Genomic DNA, 17,015 nt, shown 5'->3' on the forward strand with positions numbered 1-17,015 from the left:
CTACCACCCGACTTGTGCGAATAATTAGTACAGCCGGACCTGCAGCCTAGTTTGCCCAGTTTAACGAGCGATTAGTCGCGGGCGTTACGCATTAAACGTTCAAAAAACACCGCGTTTTCTAGGTTAAAACGCATTCGACGTGTCTATTTTGCAGAACGCAGCAATGCCATCAAATCCGACAGTTCTTGATCTGACAACTGGTCCGCCAAGCCCGCCGGCATGATCGAAATCTCGCTCGGTTCACTTAGTTCCACATCACGGTGATCTAGCTTGACTGTCCGCTCGGCGGTTAGCTGCAATTCAAATCCCTCGCCCGAATGCCCGCGAACCAGACCGGTGAAAACTTGGCCATCGAGCGTCAAAACCCGAGTCGCTTGATAGCTCTGCTCCTGTCTGGCACTGGGAAACAGCACCGCTTCCATCAACGCGTCGGGGGTGCGAGTCGATCCGATACGCGTCAATTCCGGACCAATATTCGCGCCAACGTAGCCAATGCGATGACAACCACTGCAGGCTGCTTTGCTGCTGCGGAACACCTGCAGCCCTCGTACGGGATCGCCGGGACTCAGCTGCGATAACCGTGATTCAACCGACGCTTGGATATCGGCGTCAGGCCGCTGAAGCTCCGCTTCGGTCTGTGTCGACAATGTCATCAGATCTTGCGAGGAACCACGATACAGGTTCGTTAGAAAGCCTGTCGACAAGGTGCGTGAGACGCGAAGCGACGGAAGTTGCTTTAACATCCTCGAGTCGAGTGTCTTGTCGCCCGAGCGATGCACCGCTTCAATCGCAGTCGTCAATCTTTGCGCCGGGATGTTCGACAACGAATCGACCAGTCGATTGGGTTCAGACAGCTTTACCCGCTGTAGCACCTTGGATGCAATCGGAGCGAGCGTTTCATCGTCGCTCAAGAACGCACTGACGACCTCTTGTTCTACCGTGACGTTGTCCAAGACGCTGCCGGCCGGTAAGGATGCCAGCAGGGCGAAGCGATGCAGTGGTGATGGCGAGTCGATTGCGATCGTTCGCAATACATTCGCAAGCGTCTGTGCGTCATGCGTGTCGGTTTTCGTCTGCCGCAGACTTTCTGCGAGCGTTCGCTGCAGCGCCGGTGTGGCTTCGCTAAGCCAAGCGGCTACCGCGTCGACCCAAGCATGTGGCATCACGGTTGAGGTAAAGCCGTGCAAGTGGCTGGCTAAGAAGGTTTGTTGCGCGTCATTGGAATTGGCCGCGCGACGGATCCATTGGGTAATCTGTTTGTGCACGGCTTCTTGATGTTTCCAACCCACCACCAGCGATGCGAGCGGCTCCGACGCAACGGAGTCATCAGTGCCGATCTTTGCGTACCATTGGTCAAGTCGCTCAGATGCCTGCGATGCCCAATGAGGATGTTTGGCCATGATTTCCGCAGCAGTTTGTTGCATGCCGGGGTCACGACTGCGAATCGCTCTGAACCAGACCGAAATGGGAATGTCGTCGCAGCGATCCACCCGATCGAGCACCATCAGCGCGGCTCGGCGCTGTGCCCCGGATTCTGCGATGCTGAGCAAGTCGACGTCACTGCGGCGAGCGATTTCGATCAAGGCATAGATCAGCGAATGTTCCAGATGCCGGTCGTCATTCACTCGCTCGATCGCGTGTATCAGAGTGGTGGCACTCTCGGGCAATCCAAGCCGGCCAATCGCTTCGGCGGCGACGCGCCGCACGTGCATATTATAGTGATCGAGTAACCTGCCTAAATCGTCGATGGATTCTGAATCGCGGCGGATCGATACCGCATGAGCCGCCGCTCGCAGAATCGATGGATGGCTGTGGCCGAGTTGTTTACGAATGAGGGTTTTCGATTCCGCCGTGTCGATGTGACTGATCGCCCACAACGCCGCAATCCGATCTTCGAGTACGCGGTGCGAATCGTTAAGTATCGACTGAAGTGTGGGAATGACGGCGTTGCCTAAAACCGCAATTTGCAGTGCGGCGTGACGCCGAACCCAAGGCCGAGCGTCAAACAATCCCTCTACTCGAGGATCGTCGGTTTTTGCACCGGGGGACTGTGCGGAAGCGGCGATTGCCTCGGCGGATTCCGATGTGACTTTCGAAATCCGATAGACGCCACCGGCGGCGGTGGTTTGATCAATCCGCGACGTAGGGCAACAAAGGTCGTACCAGCCACCGGTATCGACCACCAACAGACTACCGTCGGCGTCCTCCAGAACATCGGTTGGGTGGAAATCGACTCGGTCGGCCACGACCAAATCGTGATCAATGCTTCGATAAGTGCTGCCCTGCGGAACCAATTGGTGCGCGGTCACTTTTTGTAGATTAAAGAGTGCGGCCACAAGGACGCGAGCATCGGGGTGTTGGCCGGTTGGGACCAAACCGTTCGAGTGCAAACAAGCAAGGCCACTCGGCGCTGCCGGCCCGAGCTGTGTCATGATTGGCATCAGCGGCCCGGTGCGTGGATGTCCATCGATCACGCCATGTTCTTTGCCGTAGACGCCTCCGTAAACTGCATGAGCGATCCCATCACGGAGTCCATTTCCGGGATGCTGCAAAAACGTGCTGGTGAAAAAGGCTGCTCCCTCAGGCGTAAACGCCACTTCCACCGGATTGTCCATTCCGCCGGCGATCACTTGTTCGACGTTGCCGCCGGCGAGTTTACGGCGAAAAATATGCGCTGCCGATGATTCCGTGCGGCGTCCGTCCAGTAGCGTATGCGTCTGCTTCGCAAACGCTCCTTTACACCAGTAGATCCAGCCATCGGGGCCGAGGTAGGGACCATGCAGATCATTGGCACAGCCGGTAATCGTTTGCCCATCGAACCATACCTCGCGATTTTCGCAAACGCCATCGTCGTCTGCGTCGGTCAACTTCCAAATCACGGGTGGTGCTGCGACCAAGATATCGTTGCCGACACACAGCACGCCTTCGGGGAATCCTAAATCATCCGCGGCAACGATGCGTTGATCGAACGTACCGTCGTCGTCGACGTCCACCAAACGAATGATTTTGTGTCGCTTCTTTTTGTTGTCCTCGATGATCGGTTTACTGGCTCCACCCGATTCGGCCACCACCAATCGCCCCTGTTCGTCCCAGTCGGCAACGATCGGCCATTTGACCAGAGATCCGTCTGCGACTTTTTCGATTCGCAGACCGTCGGCCAACGTGAATTGAACCCCGTCAATCATGGTTTGACTATTCTGGGGGTGCTGAGCGAGAGCCCCAGTGGTTGCAAAACAAGTCAATAGACCAGCGACGAGAAGTTGGGACAACGCATCACGTTCAGGCATGGTGATACCGAATCGGAGTAAAGGCGGGATGGTCTGCAATAGGTACAGCAGCGCAGAAGGTACACAGCGGAGCACCAAGGTGGTGCCTCGTATTAGCGTACCCAGGTCGAGCAGCTTTGTGTGACGCGTATAGGCATACGATCGATGGAGTCTGACTTTATCATTGGAAAAACCTTGCATGGACGCGGCCAAGCAAACGATACACCGACCGTGATGGTTAAATGAAACGTCACCAATATTGGCATATGGAAAATTACATAAAGTAGGCTGCCAGGCCCCGAAATGCCAAACTGGCGGTGATTCTGAAGTACAATCTCGGCTGCCGTATCCCGCTAACGGAAACGTCGTGAAGCATGTTTTCTATCGCGATTGTGTATTTTGAACGCAGCGGAAATCGCGAGAGAATTTTGGTCCACGGCACCAATGACCTCGAAACTCACGCACGAGGTCCGCGACGAAGTGCTTCATCGCGTCTCACTTTGAACTTTAAAATTGCCCTCCTAGATGAGTTACCTTTCCATGATTCGCCATTTATGCCTATGCGTTGCCGCGTTGCTTTTTCTGACACTGGCCGCCAGCGCAGAGGAAGCTTCGAAACAAGTCGGTGTCGGTGCCAAACCGATCGATGGCGCCGAGATGATCATTGATGGCACACGCGAAATGCTGGATCAAAAATGGCAGTACTGGGAGGGACCGCGGTTTAGTTCGTCGATGCCGATCAAATGGAAGATTGTCGACGACCCGGTCGATGGTGGGACGAGCTTGATGACCGATGACCGCGCCGCCGATGGCGGCAAGTACGGTGCTGCCGATATCGTCACTAAGAAACCCTATCGAGACTTTCGTTTGCACATCGAGTTCCTGATAATGAAACCAGGAGGAAACAGTGGCGTCTATTTACAAAACCGCTTCGAAATTCAAGTGCTCGATGGCGACAAAACGAAACATGGCATGGCCGCGGTGATCAACGAGACCGAATCGCCCTACCACGCCTACAATGGCGTGGGCAAATGGAATGCTTACGATATTACCTTTCGTGCCGCGCGATTCGCGGACGGCAAAATGGTCGAAAAGCCATTGGTCACGATGTATTTCAATGGAGAAAAAGTCCACACGAATCAACAGATCAATAAAGTTTGGGGCGGCCCCAACTCGGGCGTCGATGGTGGCAACGACGGTGGTCGCGGCATCACGGACACGCCGCAAGGGCTGAAATTGCAATGCGAAGGCCACGATGTCCGCTATCGAAACACGTGGATCAAAGAATTGCAACTAACCGAATCGAATACCGATTTTTAAGTTGGTTCGAGTTGGCGCCGCGAAACAATGCGCAAACTTGCCTCAAAACGGTGAATTTACCGATCGACTTCAAACTCGCTGCTTAGGCGGGGCTTTCTTCTTGCATGTCGGCGTCGACGACCGATTTAGCAAAACTCTGATATGCCTCGCCGATCTGTTGTGCCATCGGATCGGGCCAAGCATGGAAACGTCCTTCGAGCAACGCGTCAAAGATGTCGCGTGCAACGGTAGACGGTGGAGCGGCGCCGTCGGTGAATCCAGCGTGATCGGCCATGTCGGTCGCAATCGGGCCGGGATGAACGCTAATGACCTGGGTGCCCTGTTCGGCCAACGTGTCGCGAAGAGCCTGGGTGATCGAGTAGCTCGCCGCTTTTGATGCGGAATACGTAGCAACGTTCGCAAACGTCTTGACCGACACGATGCTGTTCAGCTGGACCAGTCCACCACCGCCGTTGGCTGCCAGCACGGGAGCAAACGCTTTCGCGGTTCGCATCAACCCATATACATTGACGTCGATTTCAAATTGAAGCGAATCAATTGAATCGTCGCTGATGGGACCCGATGTCTTCAACACGCCCGCGTTGTTGACGACCAAGTCGACATCACTCGCTGTTTTCGCAGCTGTTTCGATCGTGCTTTGATCTTGCAAATCGAACTGGACCGGCACAACGCGGTCACCGAACTCGCGAACCAGCGAATCGGCAGACTCTAGTGTTCGTACCGCTGCGTAGACTTTTTTAGCTCCACGGCTCAACGCTTCCTCGACGATGGCACGACCGATTCCACGATTCGCACCGGTCACCAACGCTGTTTTGTTTTTGATATCGAATGACATTTTGTTTGATCTCTGTTTTCGTTTGTTTTGTTATTGTCTAGATTTTGTTGTGAATACGTTCGCTGCAATACAGCGAACTCAGCAACAGGGAATACTTGCATTGCCGCATGATCTTACGCAACTTCGCAAAAGAATCTGCGAAAGACTTTACCAACGACGTCAAGTCAAATGGGCGTCAAGCCAATTGGGCGATAAGCAACTCTGGCGGCGTAGGCGAATCCGCGTTTGAATCGGACTGATTTGCTTCGGCATGCTTCGCGACGTCCTTTCCTTGGATCGCAAACGCCATGCTCAGCACGACGGGAACCAAAAACATCGTAAAGACGGTCGATACTACTAATCCGCCGGTAATTACAGCGCCAAGCCCTCGATACAATTCGCTACCCGGCCCTGTCAAAAAGACCAGCGGCAACATCCCGCCTACACTGGTCATCGTGCTCATCAAGATCGGACGCACACGGCTGACCACCGACTCGACGATCGCTTCGTTGGGGTCAGTACTAACGGCGTTGCCATCCTCGTCTTTGCCCGTTTTCAGAAAGTTCAATGCTTGATAGACAATCAGGATCGCGTTGTTCACCACGACGCCGGCTAAGATCACGAACCCGAGGATTGTCAGCACATCCATGTTTTGAACCGGTAGGTAGCGATCGCTGAGAGTCCACTGATGAACCAATGCCAACCCGATAAATCCCCCTAGCGTTGCCAAAGGAACGCTGATCATGATGACCAGCGGGTACGACCAGCTTTGAAACAACACCACCATCAACAGATAGACGATCGCGAAAGCGAGAAAAATCGAGCTTGAGATCGTGCCCACAAAGGATCCGTCTCCAATCAATGCGGTTTTGATTTCGGCCAGCGACCCAGCCGATCCAGCGAACCGAACATCAACGGTCGCCGGTATCGCCTTGGATTGACGAAGCTCCGCAACTTTCTGATTCAATTGGTCGATCACGGTTGCCAGCGGGATGTTTTCCGGTGGAGTCAACTCTAGCGTTACCGCTCGTTGTCGATCGACGTGACGAATCTGGTCCTGGACTCGCACCCGTTCAACGGTGGCGATGTTTTGCAAGTCCACCACGCCATCACGGCGAGTGGCCACGGGGGCGTTGCGGAGTCCTTCGACTGGCGAATTTCCCAACGCCGCTTCGGTGATGATCTTCAGATCCTTCAGTTCACCGCCCCGCTGGAACCGTCGAGGAATCAAAATGCCATCGCCGGATGCCTGAGTCGCCAACCCGACATCTTGCCGCGTTAGCCCCGCGTCTTGTAATCGTTCATCATCCGGTTCCACTCGAATTTCGGGTGTCGGCAGCAGAAAGTTTGACGGTGTCGGATTGGTACTCTTGTTTCCGTAGTCGGCAACGAGTTGCCCCATTAACGCACCCGCCGAATCGACCACCTGGTCCAACGAGTCGCCGACCACATCGATTTTGATTGCGGCTCCGGTCGTGCCTCCGGTGCGAAATAGCGGAAATTGAAAGGTGAAATAATGGGTGTCCGGTGCGGCGCCCGCAATCAACGCGCTTTCCACCAGCGGGATCGCGTCGGGCGTGGCTGCTGCGTCCATTGGAATCGCCCCTTGAAAGATTCGGCCTTCACGCGCGACGAGGAAATAGTGGTCCAATAGCGGGCTGATCACGTTTTCATCCGATCCGGGACTGATCGGCAGCTTGACTCGATTGTCAGCCATGGGATTTTCGCCACCGCGGCTTACTTTCTCCATCTCGAAACGGTCCCCCGCAGCTTCCCACGATGGCCGGATCTGTGGCTCGATTCGACTGCCCAGCTCGAACAATTGGTTGATGCTATAACCGGGCGGCGGCACCAGCACGCTGAATACCAAATTGCGATTGCCTTTGGGCAAATAGTCCAGCGGTGGTAACAACAACGCGATGCCGACGACGGTGGCAGCGGCGAATACGCTCGCGGTCACGATCCGGCGGATCCAACCCGATACCAACCAGCGAACCATGGATCCAATCATCGAGGGAAGATCGGTCAGCCGCGTGAATGTTCGCGAGATCGTCGACACGAGCCGGCCAACCCGCGACCGTGCTCGCAATGCCGTTGGTTCGGTCGCGTCAGCCGTATTCACGTTTGATGCGATGGCAATCGGTTTTAACAACACGCCTGCCGCTGCGGGGATCACGGTCAACGAGATGATCAAGCTCAATCCGACGGCGGCCATGATCGCCAACGCGATATCGCGAAAAAGCTGTCCCGCTTGTTCTTCGATCAACAACACGGGCAAAAACACCACCAACGTGGTCAAGGTCGATGCCAACACGGCGCCTGCGACCTCCTGTGTTCCCTGAAGTGCTGCTTGTTTTGGCGAGTATCCCTTTTGCAAATAGCGAAAGATGTTTTCGATCACGACGATCGCATTGTCGACCACCATTCCGACCGCGAACGCCATTCCTGCCAAGGAGATGATGTTCACGCTACGGCCCAGTGCCAACAGGATCACCACGGTCCCAATCGTGGAAAGCGGGATCGCGATTGCAATGATTCCGACCGATCGGACGCTACGGAGAAACAACAGCAGCGCGATTACCGCCAACACCGCACCGGACAAAATGTTTTGTTGGACGAGCGCCAGTGCGTCCTTGACGTAATTCGATGAATCCCAGGTTTGCACGAGTTCCAATCGACTGCCGGGAGCCAACTCGCCAGCGGTTTGCAAGATTTCAGCTTGCTGGCTGAGCAGACCGTCTTCGGCATTCATGATCGCGATCTCGGCTTGGATCTCGCTCATCGTGTCCAGCAGATTGCCGCCCGATTCCAACTGAAAGTTAAAGAAAGGCATCAATGTGCCACGAGCACGTACCCAACTGTCGAGTTCCTTGTAGCCGGCTCGCACTTGAGCGACATCGCGGACGTAGATTGGGCCCTGTTCGTCACGGCGAACGACCAATTCCGCGACCGCTGATGCGTCTGCAAATCGACCAATCGTGCGAACGCGTAGGTCATTCTTTCCGTCGGTAATTTTTCCAGCTGAAAAGTTCGCATTGTTGACCTCCAGTGCGGCGACAAAGTCCGAGTACGTCAAACCGCGGGCTGCCAAGGCGTAGGGATCCACGATCACTTGAATCTCCGATTCGCGTGCGCCCACCATTCCCACTTGCGAGATTCCCGGAATCCGTTCAAACACTGGCCGCATACGACGATCCATGAAGTCATACAAGGTCGTCGAGTCAAAATTCGGATCGTTGCTGCTGAACCCGACCCAGGCGATATAGTCAACGCTTTCGGGATCGATTCCTTCGATCTCGGGTTCGTCCACCCCGAGCGGATATTGAGGTACTTCGCTAAGTTTTTGGTCGACTTCGGACATTGCTTGGTCGATGTTGGTGCCCGTGCGAAATTGCAATCGAATCAGTCCTCGACCGCTGCGTGCGATGCTAGTCATCGAGATCAGATTACTGATGTCACCAAGATATTTTTCCTGCTGTTCGATCACATCGCTTTCGATTTCTTCAGCCGATGCATTCTCCCAAGCGGTCGCAACGGAGATCACCACCGAGTCAATTTCGGGGGCCATTCGAATCGGAACGTTGCGAAGTGCGACCATGCCGGCGATCAACGAAAGGATCACGCCGACGGTAACCGTGATCGGTTGGGATACTGATGCTTTAACGAGATTCATGATCGAACTTCTAAGCGGGCTAAAGGGGAGGGATAAGACGCAGCCACGCGAATCCGTTCGCGTGGCTGGAGGGTGTCGTTAGTGCGCTGCAACAAGCGTCATCTACACGGTTGGATACCCATCCCAGGCTGACTGCTTACACGGCTTGGATCAGAATTTGCCGTCAACATCGATGATCTAACGGTCGAAGGCTAAAACGCAAAACGGCTTGTTAATTTATTGAGCCGCATGCGCGTCAGCGGCTCACGCTCGACCCGGTGCCTTACGGCCCACGGCTCAACGTTGCGATTTCAATTTGGATTAAATCAACAAGTCGTTATTTGTTCCCGCAGTCTTCAAATGCATTAACAGAGAGAGAACAGCCGGTTCAGAACTTAAAACATCGCCGACCAACGTCTTGGCGACTGGTGTTACTTGTGTTCTGTGCGAACGATGCCATCGCGGTCCGATGGCGACTCAATGACCGTCACGTTTTGGCCTGGCAGCAGTCGCTCGTTGCCTTCGACAATCACACGGTCGCCCACTTGCAACTGTGACGACCGAATCGCGACACGCTCAGGCAATTCGAATAGGATTTCAATAGGAACTCGTTCTGCCTTGCTCGCTTCGGAATCCTTGGCAACTCGGTACACAAACGGTTGACCGCCACCTCGGTTTACTGCGTCTTTATGAATTGTCTCGGTCTCGATTTTCCCTGTCGTGGCGATCCATCCGTCGACTGACATTCCGGCTGATAGCAGCCCATCGGCATTGTCCAGCGTGACGACGAAGCCAAGCGTTCGCACGCGTGGATTCACCTCGGCGACACGACGTGTCGACAAAACGTTGCTCTCTTCGTTGGTTGCTCTCGCTCGCACGCTAACGGATGCACCAAATTGGTCGATCGCTTTAACGAAACGTTCGGGAACCTCTAACCATGCTTCGATCGGTCCCGTCGACACGATCGTCAACAGAGCATCACCCGCTTGTACCCAATCGCCCGGTTCAACATGTCGCCGGACCACCGAAGCGTCATAGGGAGCTCGGATGACGGTGTCCTCGATGCGAACTTGGATCAACCGGATCGATTGTTCAATTCGATCGATCCGGCTGTTGGTTGACGCGATTGTTGCTTGAGCGATTTCGTAGGCGGCTTCGAACGCGTCGAGTTCCTGTTGCCCAATCGCGTTTTGATGGATCAGTTTTTGGCCGCGAGCAAGATCGGCTCGCGCTTGCTTCAATCGAGCGTTGGCACTGGCCAAATCCGCGGTGGCGACCGCCTTTTCGGCCACCGCTTCGGCGTGTTGTGCTTCTAAACGACGTGCATCCACACGAGCGAGGACGTCTCCTTTGCGGATCGAATCGCCTTCGCGTGGACCGAGTTCGCGTAGTTGTCCTGCTTCGATCGCTGCCACGTTGCCTCGGGCAACAGGGCGGAGCGACCCAGTGACGGCGTGTCGCTGCTGTACATGTTGGCGTTGTACCGGTTCGACACGCACCGGAACCTGAGCTACGGCAACTGAACTGGACAGAAGGACCGCGAGCGAAGCAAAACTCGCCATTCGCTGCGAAATTCCAAGAAAAAGGGGAAGCATCCATCGACTCCAAAGAAGCGTATTTTGTTGTGTCGGATGAAATACTGAGGTTTTTGGCGACTCTTACACCGATTTGCGGAGATTTTCTTGTGCTTTTGTCAAAGAACGCGTGAAAGACATCGGTTGCCGCTAAGTATCCCTATGTGGGGTCCGGTGCGGTCGCCATGGTCATCACAACAGCTATAATTACGGCGACGTAAAGCGTGTTAAGTTCGTCCAAGGCCGCGCAGGATTCAAATTTGACCGATTCACCGATCACCCGAGCGACGCTGTTGTTGCGATTGCGCGATGGCGAGGACAATGAAGCCTGGGCCGAGTTTCTTAGGGACTACGGGCCAATGCTTTATCGTTTCGCTCGCAGTCGTGGCTTGCAAGATGCCGACGCGGCCGACATTGTACAAGATGTCATCCGGCGTGTCGGTTCCGCAATCTCGCGTTTGGATTACGCCAAAGAAAAGGGCGGATTTCGAGCGTGGTTGTTCACGATCACTCGGAACCGACTTTACACCTATTTCGAAAAACGAAAACGGCTTGGCCCCACGGCCAATGATACGGCGCAGTATGAAATGCTCTCGCAAGCACCCCAAGCCAGCAACGAGCTTCACGAAGCGTGGGAACGCGAGCACCAGCGTCAATTGGCAGGACAAGCAATGAAGGAAGTCGAACCCGAAGTCGAACCGCAGACGTGGAAAGCATTCTTGATGACTGCGGTCGATGGAATCAGTGCGGGTGACGCAGCGAAACAGCTTGGGATGACCACCGGGGCTGTCTACGTAGCCAAGAGCCGCGTGATCGCGAGATTAAAAACGGTGATCGAACGATTGCAGCAAGAGGACCAATAGCATGCCCGTCGCCACAACTTGCCTAACACGTGACCAGATTCAATCGCTGATCCGCGGTTCGTTGCCACCGACGGAGCTGCAGAAATTGACCGAACACATTGGCAGCTGTTCGGCATGCCAACAGGCTCTGCAAATGGCCGCGACTGGCACATTGGAAATCGAGTCCTTGGTCGCCAATCGAATGACCATGAGTCCGCCGAATGACTCGGCGTATTGGCCTGCGATTCGATCAATTGCCGATGCAGACCGGACGGCGTTGACGCCCGATACCTCGGCGTCATTCCAACCCGAAGCAACCACCGCGGCCGATAGCGACGGGACTACGCCGAACGCTAAAAAGCCGGAGTTAAGCTTTTTAGAGCCTTCGGACGACCCTGCCTATCTTGGTCGTTTGGACCACTTCCAAATCGCTCGCGTGATCGGACGCGGCGGCATGGGGATCGTATTGGAGGCCTTTGACACGCATTTGCAACGCTCCGTTGCGATCAAGGTCCTGAATCCAGAGTTCGCCAAGAACGACACGGCCCGACAACGTTTCTGTCGTGAAGGTCGGGCGGCAGCGGCGATCTCGCACGAACATGTCGTTTCGATGTACCAGGTTGCTCGCGAAAGCGACGGTAAGATCGCGTACCTCGTGATGCAATTGATTGATGGCGAAACACTCGAAAGTCGAATGATGCGACAATCGCCCCTCGCTGCGTCCGAGGTCGCGCGGATGGGAATGCAGATTGCCGCTGGATTATCGGCCGCACATGGTCGCGGTATGGTGCATCGCGATATCAAACCCGCTAATGTGTTGATCGAAAAAGAAACCGAACGGATCAAGTTGACCGATTTTGGTTTGGCGCGGGCCGCTGATGATGTCAAGTTGACCAAGACCGGGATGGTCACCGGCACGCCGTTGTACATGTCACCCGAGCAAGCGATGGGATCCGATGCCGACGAGAAGTCGGATTTGTTTTCGTTCGGCGTCGTGTTGTACGAAATGGCGACAGGCAAGTCGCCGTTCCAGGCACCTTCGATCGTCGGGGTGATGAAGAAGGTCATGGATGAGAGTCCAGAACCGCCCCACCGGGTGAATTCGTCGATCCCGCGAAAATTGTCCGACGTGATCATGGCACTGTTGGAAAAGAAACCCGATGATCGTCCAGAGTCCATTCACAGCGTGGCGACGGTGTTAGCAGGAATCGTTACCGAGTTCGGTCCGATTTCACCGCTGCAAGTCCCCGCGATCAAAGCCAACGATGCCAAACGACTTTCCGGGAAACACCGCACGATCGCTCGCCGGGTTTCGTATATCGCCGTGGCCATCGCAGCGATTGGATTGATCACGCTAGGCGCTGTGTTGGGCGGATGGATCTTTACGGGGGAACCTGCAACTGCGACCAACACGCCGTCGACCGATGACGCTCGCTTTCCGTCGGTCTTGCTGAGCGGAAATCCAGGCACGGTTTTGTCGGTTGATTTTGTTCCAGGAAAAGAACAGGTAGCTGCCGCAATCGAAGACGGTTCGATTCGCATCTGGGACATCCAAAATCAAAAGGTCATCAAGAATTTCAATGCGCATCGCGGATTGATTTGGATGGTTCACTATCATCCGACTCGGCCAATCTTTGCCACCAGCGGTGATGATGGTTTCGTCAAACTTTGGGACGCTAATACCTATCAAATGATCCGTGAATGGAAGGCCCCCAATGCAGTGCGGGGGATCGCATTTTCGCCCGACGGATCGCGAATCGTCGCAGGGGATCGCGAAGGCACGATCCATTTGTATGACATCGACTCGGGCGAACAAGTCGGATCAAAAACGCAGTCGGGGGCGATTTTCGGTGTTGATTATTCAAGCGATGGTAAGTGGATCGCCACGGTCGGTACCGATAAAACCGTCCGCGTCTGGGACGCAAGTTCGCTTGAAGAGCGGCAGTCGTTCACCGGGCACAAAGGCCCGATCTATGACGTTGCGTTCATTCCCGATGGATCTCTGTTGGCCAGCGCGGGCTGGGGCAAAGTCATTCATCTGTGGAATGTTGACACAGGCCAGGAGGTTGCCAAGTTGACGGGAAGCCAGAGTGACATTTTGGGAGTCACGTTCTGCAACTTCGGTTCGCACTTGATCACGTCCGGTCAAGACGGCATCACTCGAATCTGGGATATCTCTGATGGCCACGAGGTCGCCAAACTTGGCGGTCACGAATCGTCGGTCCACAACGTCTCGCTCGACTCGGAAAATCATCGCATCGCCAGCAGTGGTCGTGATGGCAATATCCGTATCTGGGACCTGTCGGTACTTAGCGAATCGAAATAGCGGTTCGTTGAGGAAACAAGCGGTAGCGAAAGTCGCCAAGGCTTTCGGCGTTCCGATAAAGCATCGAATCACTAGCCATTCGAAATTGGATATCCGTGACGTCTTCTTGGCTGCCGTCCACTTTTCTGGCAAATAGCTAAGCAAACGCCGGTTTTTGCCTTCGAGGTAGAAGAGACACACTAGCCTTTGATTCCGCCGAAGGCAGCAAAGCACGAATTTTTGTGCAGTAGTTCAACGTGTGTAAATCCGACTTGCTCGAGCAAACGGAGTTGATAGGTCACAGGGCGAGGCGAGTCTTCTTTTTCGATATACGCAAACACCTTTTCTCGGTACGCATCGCCGCCGAGTTCACTCAAATACTCGCCGTAACGTCGCCACATCAATTCATGAACGGCGGCGGTTTCGTGGGTGACCAGATCGGTGATCCAAACACTGCCACCAGGAGTGAGCAAGCGATGAATTTTTTCAAACGCTGCTAACCAATCCGCGTCATCCCGTAGATGGTGCAGCACTGCGGCCGCCAGGATCACGTCGAATGTTTGTTCGGGCAGTTCAGCGTCACGAAAATCGGCTTGCCAAACTTGGATTTCCTCAGCTCCCGCGTCGCGGACCCGCTGTTCGGCACGCGTCAGCATTGGTTGGCTTAGGTCGAGCAAGTCGGCACTAAAATCGCGTCCGTACTGCTGCCGCAATTTGATTGTGTTGTTTCCTGCGCCGCAGCCGATGTCGAGGACGCGGCGAATATGGGGAGTCGATGCGACGGCGGCCTGTGTGATTAATTCCATCGCCAACGGAGCGTCGATGGTTGCCGATTGGCCCGTTTCCAAAACGCTAAATCGCTGGACGTCACCGTCGAACCGCATGCGAATCTCTTCGACCGTCGACTTTGCCGCCCAAGGTTGGTTCGTGGTGTCGTTGGTTTCGTTGTTCATTCCTTGAATCCCTTGTTTGAAAAATGTGGCAGCAGTGTTCGAATTCTACACTTTCCACTGTGTCTACGCGATCTGAGCGGATATGACACAACTTGCTCATCTTTTCTGCGATGTATTTGCAATCCTTTTTGGTCCGTGGCCGCTAAACCGTTAAATTAAAGGTAGCTGCGAGCAGGCAATCGCTTTGAATCGGCTCGCCAGTCTTCTCTGAAAACCTTTCTCTAATCTATGGGTAACGACGATGGCCACTCACACTCTCGGCGAATTGGTACAGGAGGTCGAGTACACCAACAGCAAACAACACACGGCGTTCATGACGGGACAAATTCGATGTGAAGACAGCGGTGCAGGCGAAATCGTCGCAGTGTTGTTTGATATGAACGGCGAGCGAAAATCCGAACTCGCCGCCGGAGCGCATCAGCACGGTGATACTCGCGTTGCCTGCAACACACTCACGATGCCGGTGCCACCACGATGGACCGTCAAAGGGTATCGCATCGAGACGCAATCAGCCATCCAAACGCAGTGGGCTGAGATTGATTGACGCCGCAACTTACATGAAATGTAGATTGCATTAGTGAGCCGTTGGCCGTAAGGCCTCGGGTAATGCGTGGGACCCGGCCGCTGACGAGAACGTCCGGCTTAGGGTGACTCTAGCAACTCGCATTCGTTCTTTTTTTAAGGCCGGAGGCCGGTGCAATTCATGCCGGTGGTGTTAACCACCGGTTTGGAATGCAGCAAATCCAAGGCCGGAGGCCGACACATTTACTCAGTCATTGTGTCGGCCTCTGGCCTAAGCCAGACGTTCTCTCACGCGTCGCGGCTCATTAAATTAACAAGCCGTTGAGCAGTTCCGCTACGAAATGCTTTATAGCGTTGGCCACAGCGGCTGACATACTCAATGTTTCCAACCAGCTTGGTTGAATCACTCGTGCGTGGCCGCGATATAAGTCGCGAGTGTTTTCAGGTTGATGATGAAAGTCTTGCTTGAAATGATCCGCGACACGTTGGCGTCGGGATAAGTTTTCAGTTTCCCTGGCTCGACCCAGGCACCGCGTGCATCAAGAGTCGCGACCGCCCGTGTCGCTTGTTCGGTTAGCGTCTTGGATAATCTCGTTGGCTTGAGTTCGCGTTGTACCCACAGCCGATCCTGCGGCAACGATTCCACCTTTTCCAATTCATTGCGAATCCGTCCTAGCGATGAACCGACCACGAAACTGTAGTGGTTGGGAACGTCTGCATCGGAGTAGGTCAATTTGTACTTTCGTGTCATGTACAACGGGCGGTTGGTTTGTAGTTCGTAAAAACGTGCCAACCGCCCGTCGTCTCGTAGGCACGACTCGTAATAGGGAAGTGCCTTTTGCACCGCCTGCAGATAGCGTGGGTTTGCCGAGCGGCGATATAACAGCAACAGTGTTCGCATTACCTGCTGAGACTCACCGCCGCTGATCGCGGGCGGTTCAAATTTGCGTGCCCATGCCGGTTGCATTTGCTGGTCGTACTGTTGCGCCCAACCGGGTTGCGGTGACGGCATCTGGGCTAGCACTAAGAAGTCACCCCCACGCATGGCCGCGTCGAAGTAGCGTTTGTCTTGATAGTGATCAAAGGCATCGAGCAACGTGGCGATCAAATCCGAGATCGTGCCGTCGTTCAACGTGTAATAGTGGTCGTACTTTTGCTTGGGATGTGTCTTTGACCAAGTCGATGGATAAGATGCTTTCAAATTCGGAGTGGACACCGGCGGCGAACTCCCATCGTAGCGTTGCGGCCAAGCACCGTTGGGATATTGGCTTGTCAGCACACCGTCGAGCGCGTACATGACGGCTTCGTGGATCGCAGGATCGCTTTGTTCGATAGCAATGTCCAAACGCATTAAAAAGCGAATCACCGACTGAGTCTTGTCGTCATCGAAGGTGGTTGTGTTGTGCCGCTTGCCCACCTCATTTGAGTCGACCCGGTACGCGTACTGGCGGCGGTCCCTGTCTGCGAATTCAATCTTCTCTCCCCAGCCACCTGAGACGAATTGTCCACGCAGCAGTGCGGCGGCCGTCTCTTTCGCAGCGTCGAGTAGGATCGGATCAGACGTCAATTGATAGGCGTTAAGATAAGCATCGCCGACGCTGGGGGTCGCCGGCGGTTCGATCCAAGCGGTCGTAGCCCCCACTTTGCCTTCGCCTTCACGCTGTGCCAAATCCTCGCTGATGCGGAACACATAGCCGCCATGCGATGATGCCCGCGTGCGAAAGAAGGCGACGCTGCGATGAAGTGCATCGACGGCATCGCGGCGTG

Annotated in this window: 10 protein-coding genes; 4 read left to right on the forward strand and 6 right to left on the reverse strand. The window is 54.7% G+C overall.

From position 1 onward, the window contains the following. Positions 1-143 precede the first annotated feature (143 nt). Complete coding sequence (locus RMSM_RS32205; protein ID WP_236622390.1) at positions 144-3,185, reverse strand: DUF7133 domain-containing protein; 3,042 nt, start codon at positions 3,183-3,185, stop codon at positions 144-146. 621 nt (positions 3,186-3,806) lie between these two features. Here RMSM_RS32205 and RMSM_RS32210 point away from each other — a divergent pair. Further along, entirely contained in the window at positions 3,807-4,586 is a 780-nt protein-coding gene (locus tag RMSM_RS32210; protein ID WP_008707530.1) for a 3-keto-disaccharide hydrolase, read from the forward strand. Between the two features lie 82 nt (positions 4,587-4,668). Here the strand turns inward: RMSM_RS32210 and RMSM_RS32215 are convergent, their stop codons facing one another. The 3 genes from RMSM_RS32215 to RMSM_RS32225 form a co-directional block, all read right to left on the reverse strand. Continuing rightward, positions 4,669-5,421, reverse strand: a complete 753-nt coding sequence (locus RMSM_RS32215) for an SDR family oxidoreductase (RefSeq protein ID WP_008707532.1) — start codon at positions 5,419-5,421, stop codon at positions 4,669-4,671. Between the two features lie 175 nt (positions 5,422-5,596). After that, positions 5,597-9,073, reverse strand: a complete 3,477-nt coding sequence (locus RMSM_RS32220) for an efflux RND transporter permease subunit (protein WP_008707534.1) — start codon at positions 9,071-9,073, stop codon at positions 5,597-5,599. A gap of 410 nt (positions 9,074-9,483) precedes the next feature. Further along, complete coding sequence (locus RMSM_RS32225; protein ID WP_008707536.1) at positions 9,484-10,647, reverse strand: efflux RND transporter periplasmic adaptor subunit; 1,164 nt, start codon at positions 10,645-10,647, stop codon at positions 9,484-9,486. A gap of 203 nt (positions 10,648-10,850) precedes the next feature. Between RMSM_RS32225 and RMSM_RS32230 the strand changes: the two genes are divergently transcribed. Both RMSM_RS32230 and RMSM_RS32235 read left to right on the forward strand, forming a co-directional pair. Next, complete coding sequence (locus RMSM_RS32230; RefSeq protein ID WP_008707538.1) at positions 10,851-11,489, forward strand: RNA polymerase sigma factor; 639 nt, start codon at positions 10,851-10,853, stop codon at positions 11,487-11,489. Position 11,490: 1 nt separating this feature from the next. Further along, the gene (locus RMSM_RS32235; RefSeq protein WP_008707540.1) at positions 11,491-13,794 is read left to right on the forward strand and encodes a WD40 repeat domain-containing serine/threonine protein kinase; all 2,304 of its coding nucleotides are present in this window, start codon (positions 11,491-11,493) and stop codon (positions 13,792-13,794) included. Positions 13,795-13,973: 179 nt separating this feature from the next. On the opposite strand, the gene RMSM_RS32240 is transcribed toward RMSM_RS32235, so the two are convergent. Beyond that, positions 13,974-14,726, reverse strand: a complete 753-nt coding sequence (locus RMSM_RS32240; protein WP_008707545.1) for a class I SAM-dependent methyltransferase — start codon at positions 14,724-14,726, stop codon at positions 13,974-13,976. 241 nt (positions 14,727-14,967) lie between these two features. Here RMSM_RS32240 and RMSM_RS32245 point away from each other — a divergent pair, with 241 nt between their 5' ends. Continuing rightward, positions 14,968-15,270 carry a hypothetical protein gene (locus RMSM_RS32245; protein ID WP_008707548.1) on the forward strand — a complete coding sequence of 101 codons (303 nt, stop codon included), beginning with the start codon at positions 14,968-14,970 and terminating at the stop codon, positions 15,268-15,270. A 381-nt stretch (positions 15,271-15,651) separates the two neighbouring features. Here RMSM_RS32245 and RMSM_RS32250 read toward each other — a convergent pair. Further along, a partial coding sequence (locus RMSM_RS32250; protein ID WP_052031910.1) for a pectate lyase occupies positions 15,652-17,015 on the reverse strand: 1,364 nt, incomplete at its 5' end.

It is taken from the genome of Rhodopirellula maiorica SM1, from assembly GCF_000346295.1.
Taxonomy (GTDB): Bacteria; Planctomycetota; Planctomycetia; order Pirellulales; family Pirellulaceae; genus Novipirellula; species Novipirellula maiorica.

Coding starts and splice junctions, on each gene's coding strand:
- RMSM_RS32240 (WP_008707545.1), bottom strand. CDS start 14,726: ATGAACAACGAAACCAACGACACCACGAACCAACCTTGGGCGGCAAAG.
- RMSM_RS32220 (WP_008707534.1), bottom strand. CDS start 9,073: ATGAATCTCGTTAAAGCATCAGTATCCCAACCGATCACGGTTACCGTC.
- RMSM_RS32215 (WP_008707532.1), bottom strand. CDS start 5,421: ATGTCATTCGATATCAAAAACAAAACAGCGTTGGTGACCGGTGCGAAT.
- RMSM_RS32235 (WP_008707540.1), top strand. CDS start 11,491: ATGCCCGTCGCCACAACTTGCCTAACACGTGACCAGATTCAATCGCTG.
- RMSM_RS32245 (WP_008707548.1), top strand. CDS start 14,968: ATGGCCACTCACACTCTCGGCGAATTGGTACAGGAGGTCGAGTACACC.
- RMSM_RS32210 (WP_008707530.1), top strand. CDS start 3,807: ATGATTCGCCATTTATGCCTATGCGTTGCCGCGTTGCTTTTTCTGACA.
- RMSM_RS32205 (WP_236622390.1), bottom strand. CDS start 3,185: ATGATTGACGGGGTTCAATTCACGTTGGCCGACGGTCTGCGAATCGAA.
- RMSM_RS32225 (WP_008707536.1), bottom strand. CDS start 10,647: ATGCTTCCCCTTTTTCTTGGAATTTCGCAGCGAATGGCGAGTTTTGCT.